Here is a 14524-nt window from a genome sequence, read left to right as displayed (position 1 = left end):
GCCGCAGGAGGGGGCGGGCGTGGGCTGGACGGTCCTCTACATCGCATTCGGTCTGGTGGCCCTGTGGCTGCTGGGCGAGGTGCTTCTGCAGTACAAGGCGCGACTGCGCTGGCGGCTCCTCGCCTTCGCGGGGTTCCTCGGCGTGGTGGCCGGGGTGCTGCTCTCCTCGGTCCCGGTCATCGTCATCGGGACGCTCGCCTTCGCCACCGGCCAGACCTTCGTGACGCTGTCCTTCCGGCGCGGCTTCTCCACCGGGTGGTCCCTGGGCGGCAATCCGGGGGAGAGCCGCCGCCGCAGGGCGGGCGGCAAGGGAGCCGCGACGAAGGAGCCCACCCTGGAGGTCTCCGGGCTGGAGGTCTCGGAGGGGGAGCCCGCCGGGCACGACGCGTCCCCGGCCGCCCCGCCCCTCCACGAGACGCAGGCGATGCCCGCCGACACCGGCCGGTACGGCGTCCACGGGGCCTCCGACTACGACACCGGCGGCGGCCAGGACTCCGCCTTCGAGGCCCCGCCGCAGTACGCCGCGTACGACTCCTACAGCGGCTACGCACAGCAGCCGGCCCAGGACCCCTACGCCGGAACGTACGACTACGGCTCCGACCCGCAGAGCTACGCCGCCTACTCCGACCCGTACATCGGCCCCACCAACGGGGCCCCCTCCTACGGCGGTTACGGCGACGACGGCCAGGGCGGCCGGCAGAGCCACGCCGACCCCTACCACCAGGGCTACGGGTCGGAGCAGTACGCCGCGGACACCCCGCCCGGCGGCGTCTGGGTTCCGCAGCAGCGCGACGCCGAGCAGTACCCCCCGATGCCGCCGGAACAGCCCGCCGGGCCCACCCCGTACGGCAACGGCTACGACACCGGCCAGAACGAGCAGTACCGCTACTGAACGGACGGCGCCGCCGGCCGGGACCGGTCCCGGCCGGCGGCGCAACGCGTACACCCGGCGCGAGGCGGGCGCCGGAGCCCCCGGCGGGCCGGGAACCTCAGCGGGAGCCCCGGAAGCCGTCGCCCTCCACCACGAGCCCGGCCACCAGCGTCCCCGACATCCCGGCGTGCGCGAGCCCGCCGCCCGGGTGCGCCCAGCCGCCCGCGAGATACAGCCCCGGCAGCCGGGTGGAGTTGCCCGGGTGCAGGTACGCCCCCGCCGCCCCGGCCAGCGCGGGCGGCGGCACCGCACCGCCCTCCGCCCCCGTCTCCGCCTCGGTGTGCGCGGGGGTGCGGACCTCCGTGTGCAGGATCCGCTCCCGCAGCCCGGGAACGACCGCCGCCGCCCTCTCCACCAGGACGTCCGCGAACCGCCGCCGGACCTCCGCGTCCCGCCAGTCCACCGGCCCCTGCGGGGCCACCGTCGCGGTGAGCGTCACCGCCTCGTGCTCCGCGTCGGGCCGGGTCGCCGGGTCGTCGGGCCGCAGCACCGTCACCGTGGGGTGCGCGGCGACCCGGCCCCCGAACACGGCCTCCTGCTCCGCCGCCCCCCGGGCGCTGTGCACCACGGTCCGGTGCACCGCCTCCGGCTCCCGGCCCCCGCGCAGCGACAGCAGCACCGTGAACCGGCCCGCCGCGCCCGCGCCCGGACCCGGGCGGACCCTCACGTCGTCCGCGCCCCACACCTGCCGATCCGGCACCAGCCCCGGGCGCGGCCGGACCCCGAGCACCACCCGGTCGGCCTCGGCCACCTCGCCGTCCGCCAGCTCCACGCCCGCCGCCCGGCCGTCCTTCTCGACGATCCGGACCACCTCGGCCCCGAAGACGAACCGCACCCGGCGGGCCACGCACCGCTCGTACACCGCGCGGGCCAGCTCACGCATCCCGCCCCTCACGTACCAGCTGCCGAAGGTCTGCTCCATGTACGGCAGCAGCGCGGCGCTCGCGGGGGCGGTGCGCGGGTCCAGGCCGTGGGCGAGGGCGTACCCGTCGAGCAGGGCCGCCAGCCGGGCGTCCGCCAGCTCCCCCGCGCCGATCTCCGCGACCGTGTCCGCCCGCCGGGCCGGGCGCAGCAGCCGGCGCTGCCGGACCGCCGGGTACGGATCGCGCCCCAGCACGTGGTGGTCCGGCCGCAGGGGCTCCTCCAGGAGCGGCCGCCGCGAGCGGTCCCAGGCGTCCCGGGCCCGGTCCATGAAGTCATTCCAGCGCGCCCCGGAGCCCGCGCCCAGCGACCCGTCCAGGGCGGCGGCCACCCCGGCCCGGGAGGCGTTGGGCAGGGAGAGGGCCGTGCCGTCCGCGAAGAGGTGGCGGCTCGCCGGATCGACCTGGACCAGCGTCACGCACTGCTCCAGGGACTCCTTGCCGGTCTTCACGAAGAGGTCGCGCTGGACGGCGGGCAGGTGCAGCAGCCCGGGCCCGGTGTCGAAGACGAAGCCCTCGTGCTCATGACGGCCGACCGAGCCGCCGTAGCTCGCGGACCGCTCGTAGACCGTCACCTTCTCGCCCGCGACGGCGAGCCGGGCTGCCGCCGCCATGGCGCCCGTACCGGCGCCGATCACCGCAATGCGTGCCATGCCGGTGACTTTACCGACCGGCCCCGGGGGTTCGGCCGGGAGGCCGGGGCCCGTCCGCCCCGGTCGGGCGCCTCTCCTGCCGCCGCTCGGCCCGGCGGCGCAGGAAGCGGCGGATCCGGGAGGCGAGGAAGAGCACGACGACGACGCCGAGCACCAGCAGCACGGCCGCGATCACGGCGGCCGCCACCGGGTTGAAGACCGCGAAGGTGACCACCCCGGCGACCCCGAGGTCCTCGACGACGCTCATCCCGATGTTGCTGAACGGTTCCGGGGAGGTGTTGACGGCCATCCGCGTCCCGGCCTTCACCAGATGGCTCACCAGCGCCGTGGACCCGCCGATCGCGCCGGCCGCCACCTCCGGCAGCGAACCGCTCTCCCCGGCCAGCAGCGCGGCCACCACCGCCCCGGCCACCGGCCGGATCACGGTGTGCGCCGTGTCCCACACGGAGTCCACGTAGGGGATCTTGTCCGCGACCGCCTCGCAGAGGAACAGCACCCCGGCCACGACCAGCACGTCGGTGCGCTGGAGGGCGGCGGGCACCTCGTCACCGACGCCGGTCGCGCCGAACAGGCCGAGCAGCAGGACCACCGCGTACGCGTTGATCCCGCTCGCCCAGCCGCTGGTGAACACCAGGGGGATGACCGACATGCCGCCGATCGTAGCGACCCCCGCGCGGGGCCCGGACGGGGCAGGGCACGGCGCCCTGAGTACCCGTACCTAGCGCCGCGGATGAGTACCCGCGCGGATAGGCCCCCGCCCGCGCGGACGGCAGAGTGATGACCACGGAAGGGGCGCTGCGCCGCGACCGCCGGCACGGGGCGGCGGAACGGCGCGGTACCCCCGACGGAACGGGGGTGCACGACGGGGCTCGGGGACCACGGGGGACGTACGGGGTCACGGGGGACGGGTTCCCGGAGGTACGGAAGACGCCGGCGCGATGGAGTCCACGGGGGACGCGGACTCCATCGGCCGGCGTCTTCGACGTCGCCGTACGCACGGCGGGCCGGGTCAGGGGCTTCGGCTCCGGTCAGGTGCTCCGGCGGGCTCCCGGACGGGCCCGGGGCCTCAGCGCCCGCTGACCCGCCCGTGCAGCAGCAGGGACAGCGCCGAGTGCACCTCGTCGATCGAGCGCTCCGGCTGGAACGCCTGCCAGTCCAGCGCCGCCACCAGCACCATCCCGACCAGCGCCGCGGCCGTCAGCGGGATGTCGATCTCCTCGCTCAGCTCGCCGTCGCGCACGCCGTCCCGCAGCACGTCCTCGACCACCGCGACGGCTTCCCGGCGCACCACCAGCAGCGTGGACTGCCAGGCGCGGTTGGTGCGCCACAGCTCGGCCACGTACAGCTGGGTGAAGGCCGGGTAGCGGTCGATGAAGGCGAGCCCGGCGCGGATCATCGCGTCCAGCGCCTCGACCCGGGTGCCACCGCGCTCCTCCGACTCCTCGGCGGCGGCCCGCAGCGAGGCGGTGAGCAGCCCCACGCCGTGCCGGAGCAACTCCTCGAACAGCTCGGTCTTGCTCTTGAAGTTGTAATAGACCGTGCCCTTGGCGACCCCGGCCCGCTCGGCGATCTCGTCGACGGTGGTGGTGGAGAAGCCCTTCTCGGCGATGAGGGTCACCGCCGCCTCGTAGAGCTTCTGCCGGGTGGCCTGGCGGCGCGTGGTGCCACTGCTTTCCATGGCGCCGATTCTTCCAGGCCCCGGCGCGGCCGGGGACGCGACCGAGGGCGCGCTCACAGGCTCAGCTCCGGGTGCAGCCGGCTCAGGCTCCACACCTGCTTGCGGCGGGCGGTGAACGCGGTCAGGGCGAGCGCCCCGGCGGTGAAGGCCGCCAGCACCGCGCAGCCCAGCCAGACCGGGGTGAGCGGGCCGCCCGTGATCAGCCTGCGCAGCCCCTCGACGACGTACGTCATGGGCAGGTACGGGTGGATCGCGCCGAAGAAGCCGGGGCTGGTCTGGACGGGGTACGTGCCCCCGGCCGAGGTCAGCTGGAGCATCAGCACCACCAGCACCAGGATGCGTCCGGCCGCCCCGAAGCAGGCGTTCAGCCACTGCACGATCGCGGCGAAGCAGCAGGTCACCAGAGCCAGGAAGCCGATCGTGCCGGCGGCGTGGGTCATCTGGAGGCCGAGGCCCCAGTGCAGGACGGCCATCAGGGCGCCGACCTGGAGCGTGCCGATCGCGGCGACCGGCAGCCAGCCGGCGAGCGCGATCCGCCAGGAGGAGGCCCCGGCGGCGAGCGCCCGCCGGTTGAGCGGCTGGATCAGCATGTACGCCACCATCGCGCCGACCCACAGGGACAGCGGGATGAAGTACGGGGCGAAGCCGGTGCCGTAGTTGGGGGCCTCGTGGAGCGACTGGGAGGCGAGCTTGACCGGGTCGGCCATGACGCCGGTCCGGATGTCGCGGTCCTTCTCGTCGTAGTCGGGGATCTTGCCGACGCCGTCGTTGAGGCCCTGGGCCAGCTCGGCCGAACCGTCGCCGAGCCGGAACAGCCCGCCGTCCAGGTTCTCCGCACCGGCCTTCAACCTGCCGACGCCGGTGTCCAGTTCGCTGGAACCGGTCTGCGCCCCGCCGAGTCCGGTGTGCAGCGCCCGGGCGCCCTTGGCGACCTTCTGGGCGCCGGTGTTGAGTTCGTTGACCTTGCTCACGGCCGCCGCCAGGTCGTCGTCCAGCGTCGGTGCGCGCTTCGCGAGGTCCTCGGCCTGCTTCTGGAAGGCGGTGAGCTGGGTGCTCAGCTTCTTCAGGTCGCCGTTCTGGCTGGTGACCAGGGTGTTCACATCGGCGGCGATCTTCGCGACGTCGACGGCGGCGGTCTTGGCGCGCTCCAGTGCCGGACAGGCCGTCGCGTCCGGCTCCTCGGCCTCCTCGCACCGGGTCCGATGGATCTCGGTCAGTTCGTCGGCGCCCTCCTTGGCGCCGCCGGCGGCGGCGGGCGCGCTCTTCACCAGCAGGTCGAGGTTGTGCCGTACGGCCGCGGAGGTGTCGGCGACCAGCAGGGCCGTGTCGCGGATGGACTTCCCGTTGTCCTCGAAGAACGGGCGTACGTCGCCGGCGATGGCGTTGACCTTGTCGGCCAGCAGCTGGGTGCCCCCGGCGACCTGGCCGGAGCCCGTGGCGAGCTCGCGCGCACCCTGGTTCAGCTTGACGATGCCGTCCGAGAGCTTCTTGCTGCCCGCCTTGGAGTCCTTGAGGCCGTCCGCGAGGTCCTTGGAGCCCTTCTTCGCCTTCGATATGCCGCCCTTGAGGTCGTCGGCGCCCTTGGCCGCCTCCGCGGTCTTGTCGTGCAGGTCGGAGAAGTTGATGAAGATGCGGTCCAGGAAGGAGCGGGAGGCGTTCGTGGAGGCGGCGTTGCGGACCTCGCCGAAGACGGTCCGGGAGATCTGGCCGACGATGTAGTTGTTGGCGTCGTTCGTCCGCACCTGGAGCGCGCCGGTCTCGGGGGAGTCCCCGCCGCTGGAGGCGATCTTCTCGCTGAAGTCCGGCGGCATCGTCAACGAGAGGTAGTACGTGCCCTCCTCGACGCCCTTCTCGGCCTCGGCGGAGCCGACCTCGTGCCAGTCGAACACCTGGGAGTCGAGCAGCTTCTCGCTGATCTCGTCCCCGGCCGCCAGGCGCTTGCCGTCGCTGGTGGTCCCCTTGTCGTCGTTGACCAGGGCGACGGGCAGCTTGTCGAGCTTCCCGTAGGGATCCCAGAACGAGCACAGGTACAGGGCGCCGTAGAGCAGCGGCAGGAGCAGCAGGGCCACCAGTGCGGCGGCCGGCAGTTTCCCCCTGCCGAACCGCTTCAGCTCAAGCGCGGCCAGTTTCGGCGAACGCATCGGCCGTCTCCTCGTCGGTGGTGGTCGGGTCGTCGGTGGGCGCGGCCGTCTTCCCCCCGGCCGGGGCCGGGGCGTCGGCCGCGTGGGCGGTACGGACGGTGAGGGCGCCTTCGGGGGCCTCGCTGCACACGGCGAGCACGGTCGTCCCGGAGTCCGCCACGGAGCGCAGCAGCGCCCACGCCCGGTCGCGTTCGGCGTCCGAGAGCTTGAGGTCGGCGTCGTCCACGGCGAGCAGCCGCGGCGTGCCGATCAGCGCGAGCGCCACGGACAGCCGCAGCGCCTCCAGCCGTTCCAGGTCCCGTACGGAGGTGCGTTCCGCCTTGGGGAGCGCCGTCACGTCGAGGCCGGCGGCCTCCAGCGCCTCGTCGATCCGCGCCCGCGCCGCGGCCCGGCGCTCGGCGCGCGGGCGCAGCAGGCCGCGCAGGGTGGCGCCGTAGCGGCCCTGCATCAGGGCGCGTTCGCGGAGGTGCTCGGCGACCGTGAAGGCCGGGTCCAGCTCGCTGACCATCGGCACCGGCCCCAGCGCGGCGATCGCGCGGACGGCGGCGGCCTGCCGGGGCAGCCGCAGGCCGCCGGTCTCGGCGCGGCCCTCGGTGGGGCGCATACGGCCGGTCAGCGCGAGCAGCAGACAGGTGCGGCCCGAACCGGACGGCCCCTCGACGGCCACCAGCGTTCCCGGCGCGGCGCTGAACGTCACGTCCCGGAAGACCCAGCCGCGCGGCCCCTTCAGTCCCAAGCTCTCGGCGGCGACCGCCGCGCCGTGCGGGCTCTCCACAGACCCTCCCCTTTATGAACTGACTAGTCAGTGCAAAAACTAGCCCGAACATGCGCCCGAAGCAAAACGGCAGCTCAGCAGGGTAGGAGAACCGATTGTCAGTGGTGGTTGCCACCATGGACACAGACGGCCACGAAGCCGTCACCCGACGACAGGAGGTTCGTCATGGCCAGCTCGTCCGCAGCCGCCGTCCCGCGGCGCCGCGCAGGCAGCCCTGCCCCCTCACTGACCGGTCCGGCAAGCGATGTCCACCCCGTCCTGCGCCGCGCCACGGCGCCGCCCGCAGCCCTCGACCTCCTCGCCAAGGCCCGCTCCGGCCTCGACGAGGCCGCCGTGCTCCACGAGCCCAACGAGCGGTACGCCACCGCCCACCTCGCCGCCCTGCGCACCGCCGCGGCCGTGCTGGCCGCCCGGGGCCGCCCCGAGACGAACAAGCGCAGCCGCGACCGCATCCGCAGCGTCTGGGAGGTCCTTCCGGAGATCGCGCCGGAGCTGACCGACTGGAGCGCCCACTTCGCCGCGGGGGCCGACCGCAGGGCCCGCGCGGAGGCCGGCATGCCGGGAGCCGCCAGCGGGCGCGACGCCGACGACGTGCTGCGCGACGCCGCCATGTTCCTGCGCCTGGTCGAACGGCTCCTGGTGCTCCAGCCGGCCCTGCCGCAACCACGTGCGGAGCGGCCCGGCGGCGGCTGACCGGGGCCCGCCGCCGCGCCGTCGCCCTCCAGTCGGCGGCGGCGGGCGAACGCCGCGCCCTCGACGGCGGGACGAGGCCATAGGGTGGTGACCGCTCACATCACCACCGCACTGTCCACGCTCCGCCGTCCCCGGCGGCACCGTGTCGAGGAGTCATCTGCCGTGTCGGACCAGCCGCGCCCCCGCGCCTCCCTTCGTACCGCCGTGGTCTGGGAGGTCCTCAAGGACGCTCTGGACCGTCAGGCCGAGACGGTCGGCAGGGACGCCCTGGACGTCCTGGACACCGGAGGCGGCACGGGCAACTTCGCCGTGCCCGCCGCCCGGCTCGGCCACCGGGTCACCGTCGTCGACCCCAGCCCCAACGCGCTCTTCGCGCTGGAGCGCCGCGCGGCCGAGGCGGGGGTGGCCGACCGGGTCCGGGGCGTCCAGGGCGACATCCTCGGGCTGTTCGACGTCGTCGACCGCGACGGCTTCGACGCGGTGCTCTGCCACGGCGTCCTGGAGTACGTCGACGAGCCGGCCGCGGGCGTGCGCAACGCGGTCGCGGCGCTGCGCCCCTCCGGTGCGCTCAGCCTGCTGGCCGCCGGACTGGGCGGGGCCGTTCTCTCCCGCGCCCTCGCCGGCCACTTCACCGAGGCCCGCCAGGCGCTCACCGACCCGGCCGGCCGCTGGGGCGAGGGCGACCCGGTACCCCGCCGGTTCACCGCCGAACAGCTCTCCGGCCTGGTCTCCGGCGCCGGTCTGGAGATCGCCGCCGTGCACGGCGTCCGGGTCTTCGCCGACCTCGTGCCGGGCGCCCTGGTGGACACCGAGCCCGGCGCCCTGGAGGCCCTTCTCAAGCTCGAAGCGGCCGTGGCCGAGCAGTCCGCCTTCCACTCCGTCGCCGCCCAGCTCCACGTCCTGGGAGAGAAGCGGCGCTGATCAGCGACGCAGCATCGGACGGAGTCGGACTCAGGACCCCCGTACGGGGCGCGAGCCCCGTATGATCGGGTGACACCATCCGGCATGGCGGAACGGTCGTCGGGGAATCTACGCCTCAGCAGCCGAGCCGACATAGCGGTCCGGACTGGCTGAAGGCTAGAGGGCGGGTTTCACGGGGGCGAATCCCTGCCTATCCTGGAAGGGCCGCATACCGGTCGCCCCCGCGGCCGACGACGAGGAGGATCCCGTGCCGCTCTCGGAGCACGAGCAGCGCATGCTCGAGCAGATGGAGCGAGCGCTGTACGCCGAAGATCCCAAGTTCGCGACAGCGCTCGAGGGAAGCGGACTGCGTACGTACACCCGACGAAGGGTCTACCAGGCGGTCGCAGGCTTCCTGGTGGGTATCGCGCTCCTCATGGCCGGAATGGTCGCCCAGCAGATCTGGATCAGCGTGGTGGGGTTCCTCGTCATGCTCGGCTGTGCCGTGCTCGCGGTCACCGGCTGGCGCAAGGCGCCCAAACCCGGTGAACAGCAGCCGGCCGCCGCGGGCGGCGGGGACAGCGGCGCGAGCCGCCGGCCGAGACAACGCCGGTCGATGATGAACCGCATCGAGCAGCGGTGGCAGCGCCGCCGCGACGAGCAGGGCCAGTAGGACGCCACCGCCCCGCCCTTCCCGACAGGGCCGGGCGACGGCGCGAGGTACGACACCGACGAGTGGGGCGGTCGCGGAAACGCGACCGCCCCACTCGTCGTCGCACGCGACGGGCCGCGGGACGGGCGTGGCGGCGTGCGGCCGAGGTCCCGCCGCGCCCGCCGTCCTTCCGCTCCCGCGGACCCGCAGCCCCGCGCCGTCCCGTCGGCCCCCGGCAGGAGGCCGGGGGCGGAAGGACGCCGGTCTGGACCCGCTGAACCGGCCCGGCCCGGCGGCCTCGACGCCGGGCGGAGGCCGCCGCCCGCCTCAGCCGTGCCGGCGTGAGAGGCGGAGCAACCGGGCCGACCAGCGGCCGGCCCCCGGGCGGCCCGCCCAGCGCTCCGAGAGCGCCGCCCGGCGTTCCGTGAGGGCCCACACCACCCGGACGGACGATCGGGGGAGGAACATCGCGCGCAGCCGGGCGCCCCGGCCCGCCGACGCCTCCAACCCAGCCCGTACCGCGAGGACGTCGTCGGCCAGTCCGGCCGCGGGGTGCGGACGGGGGGCGTACAGCACCTGTTCCACCGCGCCCGCGATCCGGTGCACGGCCTCGGCCGCCCCGGTGTCGAGCCGGCCCAGCCGCACGATCCTGGCCGCCGCCTTCCGGGGCGTCAGCGACTCGTCCGGCGCGATGCCGTGGTCCCAGGCCGTGTCGGCGACTTCCCGCCAGGCGGCCAGGGTCCGCGCGGCGGCGTCGGCGGGCGTCCGGCCCCCGGAGCCCAGCCGGCGGTTCCGCGTCCGGGTCCGCCACAGCAGCGGCGCCAGCACCAGCAGCAGCACCACGACCGGTGCGAGGGACACCAGCAGCACCTTCCAGCCCGAGACGCCCCGGTCGGTCGGCAGCGCCGCGCCCGTCTCCGGCGAGGGGCCGCAGCCACCCTCCTGGCGCAACTGCGGCGGACAACTGCTCTCGGTGGAGGGAACGGCGGACGGCTCGGTGGGGGCTGCGGCCGAGGGCTCGGCCGCGTCGCTCGCGCCGGCCGCGGGCACCTCGGGCCGGGTCCAGGACGGGGTGCTGCCCCGGCTCGGGGTGGGCTCGAAACGGGTCCACCCGACGCCCTCGAAATACAGCTCGGGCCAGGCGTGCGCGTCCCGCAGTCCGACCGAGACCGCTCCGTTCGACTTCATGGCGCCCGGGGTGAAGCCCACCGCGACCCGGGCCGGGATGTCCAGCGTCCGGGCCATCGCCGCCATCGAGAACGAGAAGTGGATGCAGAAGCCCTCCTTGTCGCGGAGGAACCGCGCGATGGCGGACGTTCCGGTCCCCGAGGCGACGGACGTGTCGTACGTGAAGCCGCCCTCCGAGGCGAACCAGTCCTGGAGCTTCACCGCCCGCTCGTAGGCGTTGGCCGAGCCCCCGGTGACCCGCTCGGCGGTCCGGGCGACCACGCCCGGCAGCGAGTCGGGAACCCGCGTGTACTCGCTGAGGAGCTTCTCCGGCGGCGCGCCCGCGGCGGCGAGCTGTCCGGCGGTGGGCTCGACGACCAGGCTGCCGACCTCGTACCGCGCGCCGCGCGTGGTCTGCCCGTCGTCCCCGACCAGGGTGCGGCCCTCGGGCTCGTACCGCCAGCGGCCGTCGGCGCGGACCTCGCTCGCCGGGTAGGGGAGCGGCAGATACGTCTGCTGGTAGGAGGGCGAGGCGGAGATGTTCGTCCGGACCTCGGTGACGGAGACGTCCCCGCCCAGCCCCTCGGGCCGGGGGAGCCGCTCCGGGACGTCCGTCAGCCGGCGGGTGGAGGAACGCCACTCGCTGCCGTTGAACTCGTCCAGGGCCAGGATGCGGAGGTAGAGGTTCTGCGGGTTCTCGATGTTGCTGCGGTACGTCATCACCTCCCGGTTCTCCGGCTGGTTGAGGTTGTCCTGCAGCGAGACCAGCGGATTGACGGCGGAGATGGTGCCGCCGCCGCTGCCCCGGCCGTTCCCCGGACCGCTGCCGCCCAGCAGCCCGTCGTCCAGGGCCGGCAGGGCCGCCGGGGCGACCAGGGCCACGCCGAGCGCCAACGCCCCGATCCGCCGCCCGGTGCGGACGGGGGAGGACCCGCCGCCCGCCCCGGCCAGCCCTTCGGCCAGCCCGCCCCTGCTCCGCGAGGCGCCGCCGAAGACGCGGCCCCACTGGGAGAGGCGGTCCCGTCCCTCCGCCAGCAGGAGCAGCAGATAACCGGAGGCCGCCAGCACGAACCACAGCGGGCTCGCACCGCCGTCCGAGAGACCGGCCGCGACCGAGTACAGGGCGAGGAGCGGCAGTCCGGCCGGGGCCGCGCTGCGGAAGGTCACCGCCATCGCGTCCACCACGAGACCGATCAGGAGGACACCGCCGACCACCATCAGCTCGATGCCCTCGGTCAGCGGGGCCGGAGTGGCGTACGTGCCGACGTCCTCCCCGCCGGCCGCCAGCAGATCGCCGAGCCGAAGGACGGCGTCGGGCCCCGGCACCACGCCGAACAGGGCCTCGTCCCGGGCGAACACCAGCGTCAGCAGAACCAGGGCGACCAGGGCCTGGACGGCGACGACGGCCGTCCTGGCCAGCGGCGCCCGGCGCGCGAGCGCGCCCGTCCCGCTCTGGACGCCGAGCAGCACGGCCGCCGGCACCAGCCAGCGGGCCTCCTCCACCAGCGGGGTCAGCGCACCCGCCGCCAGCAGTGTCGCCGCCCAGGCGCACAGCGCCAGCCTGGCCCGACCGCTCATGACCGTCCCCCCGTGAATCCCGTCGCGCCGCCGCTCGGGGCGCTCGGCGTGTCCGGGCGCATCCCGCCCGCCGCCTGCCACACGTCGAGCAGTTCGTCGTCCGGCTCCACCGGCACCGCGGTCCAACCGGACTCGCGCAGCCGCCGCAGCCGCTCCTCGGCCCGCCCCGCCGCGCCCGCCTCACCGGCCCAGACGGCGCTGTCCAGCACGAAGGCCACCCCCGCACCGGCGCGCTGCCGCATCCGGGCCGCCACCGCGGCCTGCTCCTCGTCCAGATCGCCGAAGAAGGCGATGAGCAGCCCCTCGTCGCCGCCGCGCAGCACGTCGTGGGCGCGGGAGAGGCCCCCGCCGTCGGAATGGCCGACCACCGCGAGCGTGTCGAGCATCAGCCCCGCCGAGTCCGCCGACTCCTGGGTGGAACCCGCGAAACCACCGGTCCCCTCGCCGGGGACCGCGTTCCCGTCGTCGGTGAGCAACCGGACGGCGAAGCCGCGCTCCAGCATGTGCACCAGGGCGGAAGCCGCCCCCGAGACCGCCCACTCGAACGCCGAGTCCGGCCCGGCGCCCCGGTAGCCGATCTGCCGGGTGTCCAGCAGGACCGTGCATCTGGCCCGCTGCGGCTGCTCCTCACGGCGCACCATCAGCTCCCCGTGGCGTGCGGTGGAGCGCCAGTGGACCCGGCGCAGGTCGTCGCCGTGCCGGTAGCCGCGCGGAATGATGTCGTCCTCACCGGCGAGCGCGAGCGAACGCTGGCGTCCGTCGCCGTACCCGGAGGCCTCGCCCGCCAGCCGCAGCGCGGGCAGCGGCACCGTGCGCGGGATGACGACGAGGGTGTCGTACGCGCTGAAGGAGCGGGTCAGCTCGCACATCCCGAACGGGTCGCCGAGCCGCAGCTGCAACGGACCGAGCGGATAGCGGCCCCGCAGGTCGGAGCGGACCCGGTAGGACACCTCGCGGCGGCCTCCCGCCTCCACCCGGTCCAGGACGAAGCGCGGGCGCGGACCCAGCACGTACGGCACCCGGTCCTGGAGCATCAGCAGCCCGGTGGGCAGCCGGGAGACGTTCTCCATCCGCAGGTGCACCCGGGCCTCCGCGCCCGCAGGCACCCGGGAGGGGGAGAGCCGCCGGGTTCCCGTGACCCGGCAGCGGGTGCGGTGGAGCACGGTCACACAGACCAGGGGCAGCACGGCGAGCAGCAGCCCGACCCGCAGCAGATCGCTCTGGCCCAGGACGTACGCGCAGGCGCCGGCGGCCAGACCGGCGGCCAGGAACGAGCGCCCCCGGGTGGTCAGCCCGCCCAGGGCCGTGCGGAGGCCGCCCTTCCGGTCGCCGCCCTCCACGGCGCCGGGCTCGCCGGCCGCCATCACGGCCGCCGTGTCCCGGGCTGCCGGCGGTACGGCGGGCGGCCCTGCTGCCCGACCGGCGCGGCGCCGCCCGCCGAGGTCGGCACGGGGGTGCGCTGGACGATCTCCAGCACCACCTGGTCCGCCGTGCGGCGGTTCAGCTGGGCCTGGGCGGTGGGCAGCAGCCGGTGCGCCAGCACCGGGGCGGCCAGCGCCTGGACGTCGTCCGGCAGGGCGTAGTCGCGACCGCTGAGCGCGGCGGACGCCTTCGCGGCGCGCAGCAGGTGCAGCGTCGCACGCGGGGAGGCGCCGAGCCGGAGGTCGGGATGGCTGCGGGTGGCGGCCACCAGCTCCACCGCGTAACGCCGCACGGCCTCGGCGACGTGCACCGTCCGGACGGCGTCGATCAGCTTCACGACGTCGTGGGCGTGGGCCACCGGCTGGAGGTCGTCCAGCGGGGAGAGGCCCCCGTGCACGTCGAGCATCCGGAGCTCGGCCTCCGGGCTGGGGTAGCCGATGGAGACCCGGGCCATGAAGCGGTCGCGCTGGGCCTCGGGCAGCGGGTAGGTGCCCTCCATCTCGACCGGGTTCTGGGTGGCCACCACCATGAACGGGTCGGGCAGCTCGTAGGTGTGCCCGTCGATGGTGACCTGGCGCTCCTCCATCGACTCCAGCAGCGCCGACTGCGTCTTCGGCGAGGCGCGGTTGATCTCGTCGCCGATCACGATCTGGGCGAAGATCGCGCCCGGCTTGAACTCGAACTCCCGCCGCTGCTGGTCGAAGACCGACACCCCGGTGATGTCGGAGGGCAGCAGGTCCGGCGTGAACTGGATGCGCCGCACCGAACAGTCGATGGAGCGCGCCAGAGCCTTGGCCAGCATGGTCTTGCCGACGCCGGGGACGTCCTCGATGAGGAGGTGCCCCTCGGCGAGCAGCACCGTCAGCGACAGCCGTACGACCTCGGGCTTGCCCTCGATCACACTCTCCACCGACCTGCGCACCCGCTCAGCGGTGGTGGTCAGATCAGTGAGGCTCGCTCGATCGTCATAGGTCGTCACCCGGCCCTCCTCGGCCCTTGTGCGCAGGGGCCGCC

At 74.8% G+C, this 14524-nt stretch carries 12 protein-coding genes; 4 read left to right on the top strand and 8 right to left on the bottom strand.

The annotated features are described in order from the left end of the window. The first annotated feature begins 19 nt into the window (after window positions 1–19). Window positions 20–892 (top strand): hypothetical protein, encoded by an 873-nt coding sequence (locus tag AMK24_RS15685; protein WP_073769358.1) that lies wholly within the window; start codon window positions 20–22, stop codon window positions 890–892. Between the two features lie 97 nt (window positions 893–989). Here the strand turns inward: AMK24_RS15685 and AMK24_RS15680 are convergent, their stop codons facing one another. From AMK24_RS15680 to AMK24_RS15660, 5 genes are all read right to left on the bottom strand, one after another. Then, window positions 990–2504 (bottom strand): phytoene desaturase family protein, encoded by a 1515-nt coding sequence (locus AMK24_RS15680; RefSeq protein ID WP_073769357.1) that lies wholly within the window; start codon window positions 2502–2504, stop codon window positions 990–992. Window positions 2505–2514: 10 nt separating this feature from the next. Beyond that, the gene (locus AMK24_RS15675) at window positions 2515–3153 is read right to left on the bottom strand and encodes a DUF4126 domain-containing protein (RefSeq protein WP_073769356.1); all 639 of its coding nucleotides are present in this window, start codon (window positions 3151–3153) and stop codon (window positions 2515–2517) included. A 417-nt stretch (window positions 3154–3570) separates the two neighbouring features. Next, window positions 3571–4182 (bottom strand): TetR/AcrR family transcriptional regulator, encoded by a 612-nt coding sequence (locus AMK24_RS15670; RefSeq protein ID WP_073769355.1) that lies wholly within the window; start codon window positions 4180–4182, stop codon window positions 3571–3573. Window positions 4183–4235: 53 nt separating this feature from the next. Further along, the gene (locus AMK24_RS15665; RefSeq protein ID WP_073769354.1) at window positions 4236–6323 is read right to left on the bottom strand and encodes a YhgE/Pip family protein; all 2088 of its coding nucleotides are present in this window, start codon (window positions 6321–6323) and stop codon (window positions 4236–4238) included. Continuing rightward, window positions 6295–7098 (bottom strand): ATP-binding cassette domain-containing protein, encoded by an 804-nt coding sequence (locus tag AMK24_RS15660; protein ID WP_073769353.1) that lies wholly within the window; start codon window positions 7096–7098, stop codon window positions 6295–6297. The genes AMK24_RS15665 and AMK24_RS15660 overlap by 29 nt, the downstream gene beginning before the upstream one ends. 165 nt (window positions 7099–7263) lie before the next feature. Between AMK24_RS15660 and AMK24_RS15655 the strand changes: the two genes are divergently transcribed. From AMK24_RS15655 to AMK24_RS15645, 3 genes are all read left to right on the top strand, one after another. Continuing rightward, window positions 7264–7791, top strand: coding sequence for an SAV_6107 family HEPN domain-containing protein (locus tag AMK24_RS15655; protein ID WP_073769352.1), 528 nt, complete (start codon window positions 7264–7266; stop codon window positions 7789–7791). A gap of 162 nt (window positions 7792–7953) precedes the next feature. Continuing rightward, window positions 7954–8712 carry a methyltransferase gene (locus AMK24_RS15650; protein ID WP_073769351.1) on the top strand — a complete coding sequence of 253 codons (759 nt, stop codon included), beginning with the start codon at window positions 7954–7956 and terminating at the stop codon, window positions 8710–8712. 247 nt (window positions 8713–8959) lie between these two features. Then, window positions 8960–9364, top strand: coding sequence for a DUF3040 domain-containing protein (locus tag AMK24_RS15645; protein WP_030117797.1), 405 nt, complete (start codon window positions 8960–8962; stop codon window positions 9362–9364). A 306-nt stretch (window positions 9365–9670) separates the two neighbouring features. Here the strand turns inward: AMK24_RS15645 and AMK24_RS15640 are convergent, their stop codons facing one another. The 3 genes from AMK24_RS15640 to AMK24_RS15630 are packed head-to-tail and all read right to left on the bottom strand — an operon-like array spanning window position 9671 to window position 14489. After that, window positions 9671–12088, bottom strand: coding sequence for a transglutaminase TgpA family protein (locus AMK24_RS15640; RefSeq protein ID WP_073769584.1), 2418 nt, complete (start codon window positions 12086–12088; stop codon window positions 9671–9673). After that, entirely contained in the window at window positions 12085–13452 is a 1368-nt protein-coding gene (locus tag AMK24_RS15635) for a DUF58 domain-containing protein (protein WP_073769350.1), read from the bottom strand. The genes AMK24_RS15640 and AMK24_RS15635 overlap by 4 nt, the downstream gene beginning before the upstream one ends. Beyond that, a complete protein-coding gene (locus tag AMK24_RS15630) occupies window positions 13452–14489 on the bottom strand; it encodes an AAA family ATPase (RefSeq protein WP_073769349.1) in 1038 nt (345 codons plus the stop codon). Before AMK24_RS15630 ends, AMK24_RS15635 begins: the two co-directional genes overlap by 1 nt. Window positions 14490–14524: the final 35 nt, after the last annotated feature.

It is taken from the genome of Streptomyces sp. CB02366, from assembly GCF_001905905.1.
Lineage (GTDB): Bacteria > Actinomycetota > Actinomycetes > Streptomycetales > Streptomycetaceae > Streptomyces.
This window is presented reverse-complemented; position numbering and strand designations above follow the sequence as displayed.

Bases quoted from the DNA above. Each gene is read 5' to 3' on its own strand.
- AMK24_RS15680 (WP_073769357.1), bottom strand. From the start codon at position 2,504: ATGGCACGCATTGCGGTGATCGGCGCCGGTACGGGCGCCATGGCGGCG.
- AMK24_RS15675 (WP_073769356.1), bottom strand. From the start codon at position 3,153: ATGTCGGTCATCCCCCTGGTGTTCACCAGCGGCTGGGCGAGCGGGATC.
- AMK24_RS15670 (WP_073769355.1), bottom strand. From the start codon at position 4,182: ATGGAAAGCAGTGGCACCACGCGCCGCCAGGCCACCCGGCAGAAGCTC.
- AMK24_RS15665 (WP_073769354.1), bottom strand. From the start codon at position 6,323: ATGCGTTCGCCGAAACTGGCCGCGCTTGAGCTGAAGCGGTTCGGCAGG.
- AMK24_RS15655 (WP_073769352.1), top strand. From the start codon at position 7,264: ATGGCCAGCTCGTCCGCAGCCGCCGTCCCGCGGCGCCGCGCAGGCAGC.
- AMK24_RS15640 (WP_073769584.1), bottom strand. From the start codon at position 12,088: ATGAGCGGTCGGGCCAGGCTGGCGCTGTGCGCCTGGGCGGCGACACTG.
- AMK24_RS15635 (WP_073769350.1), bottom strand. From the start codon at position 13,452: ATGGCGGCCGGCGAGCCCGGCGCCGTGGAGGGCGGCGACCGGAAGGGC.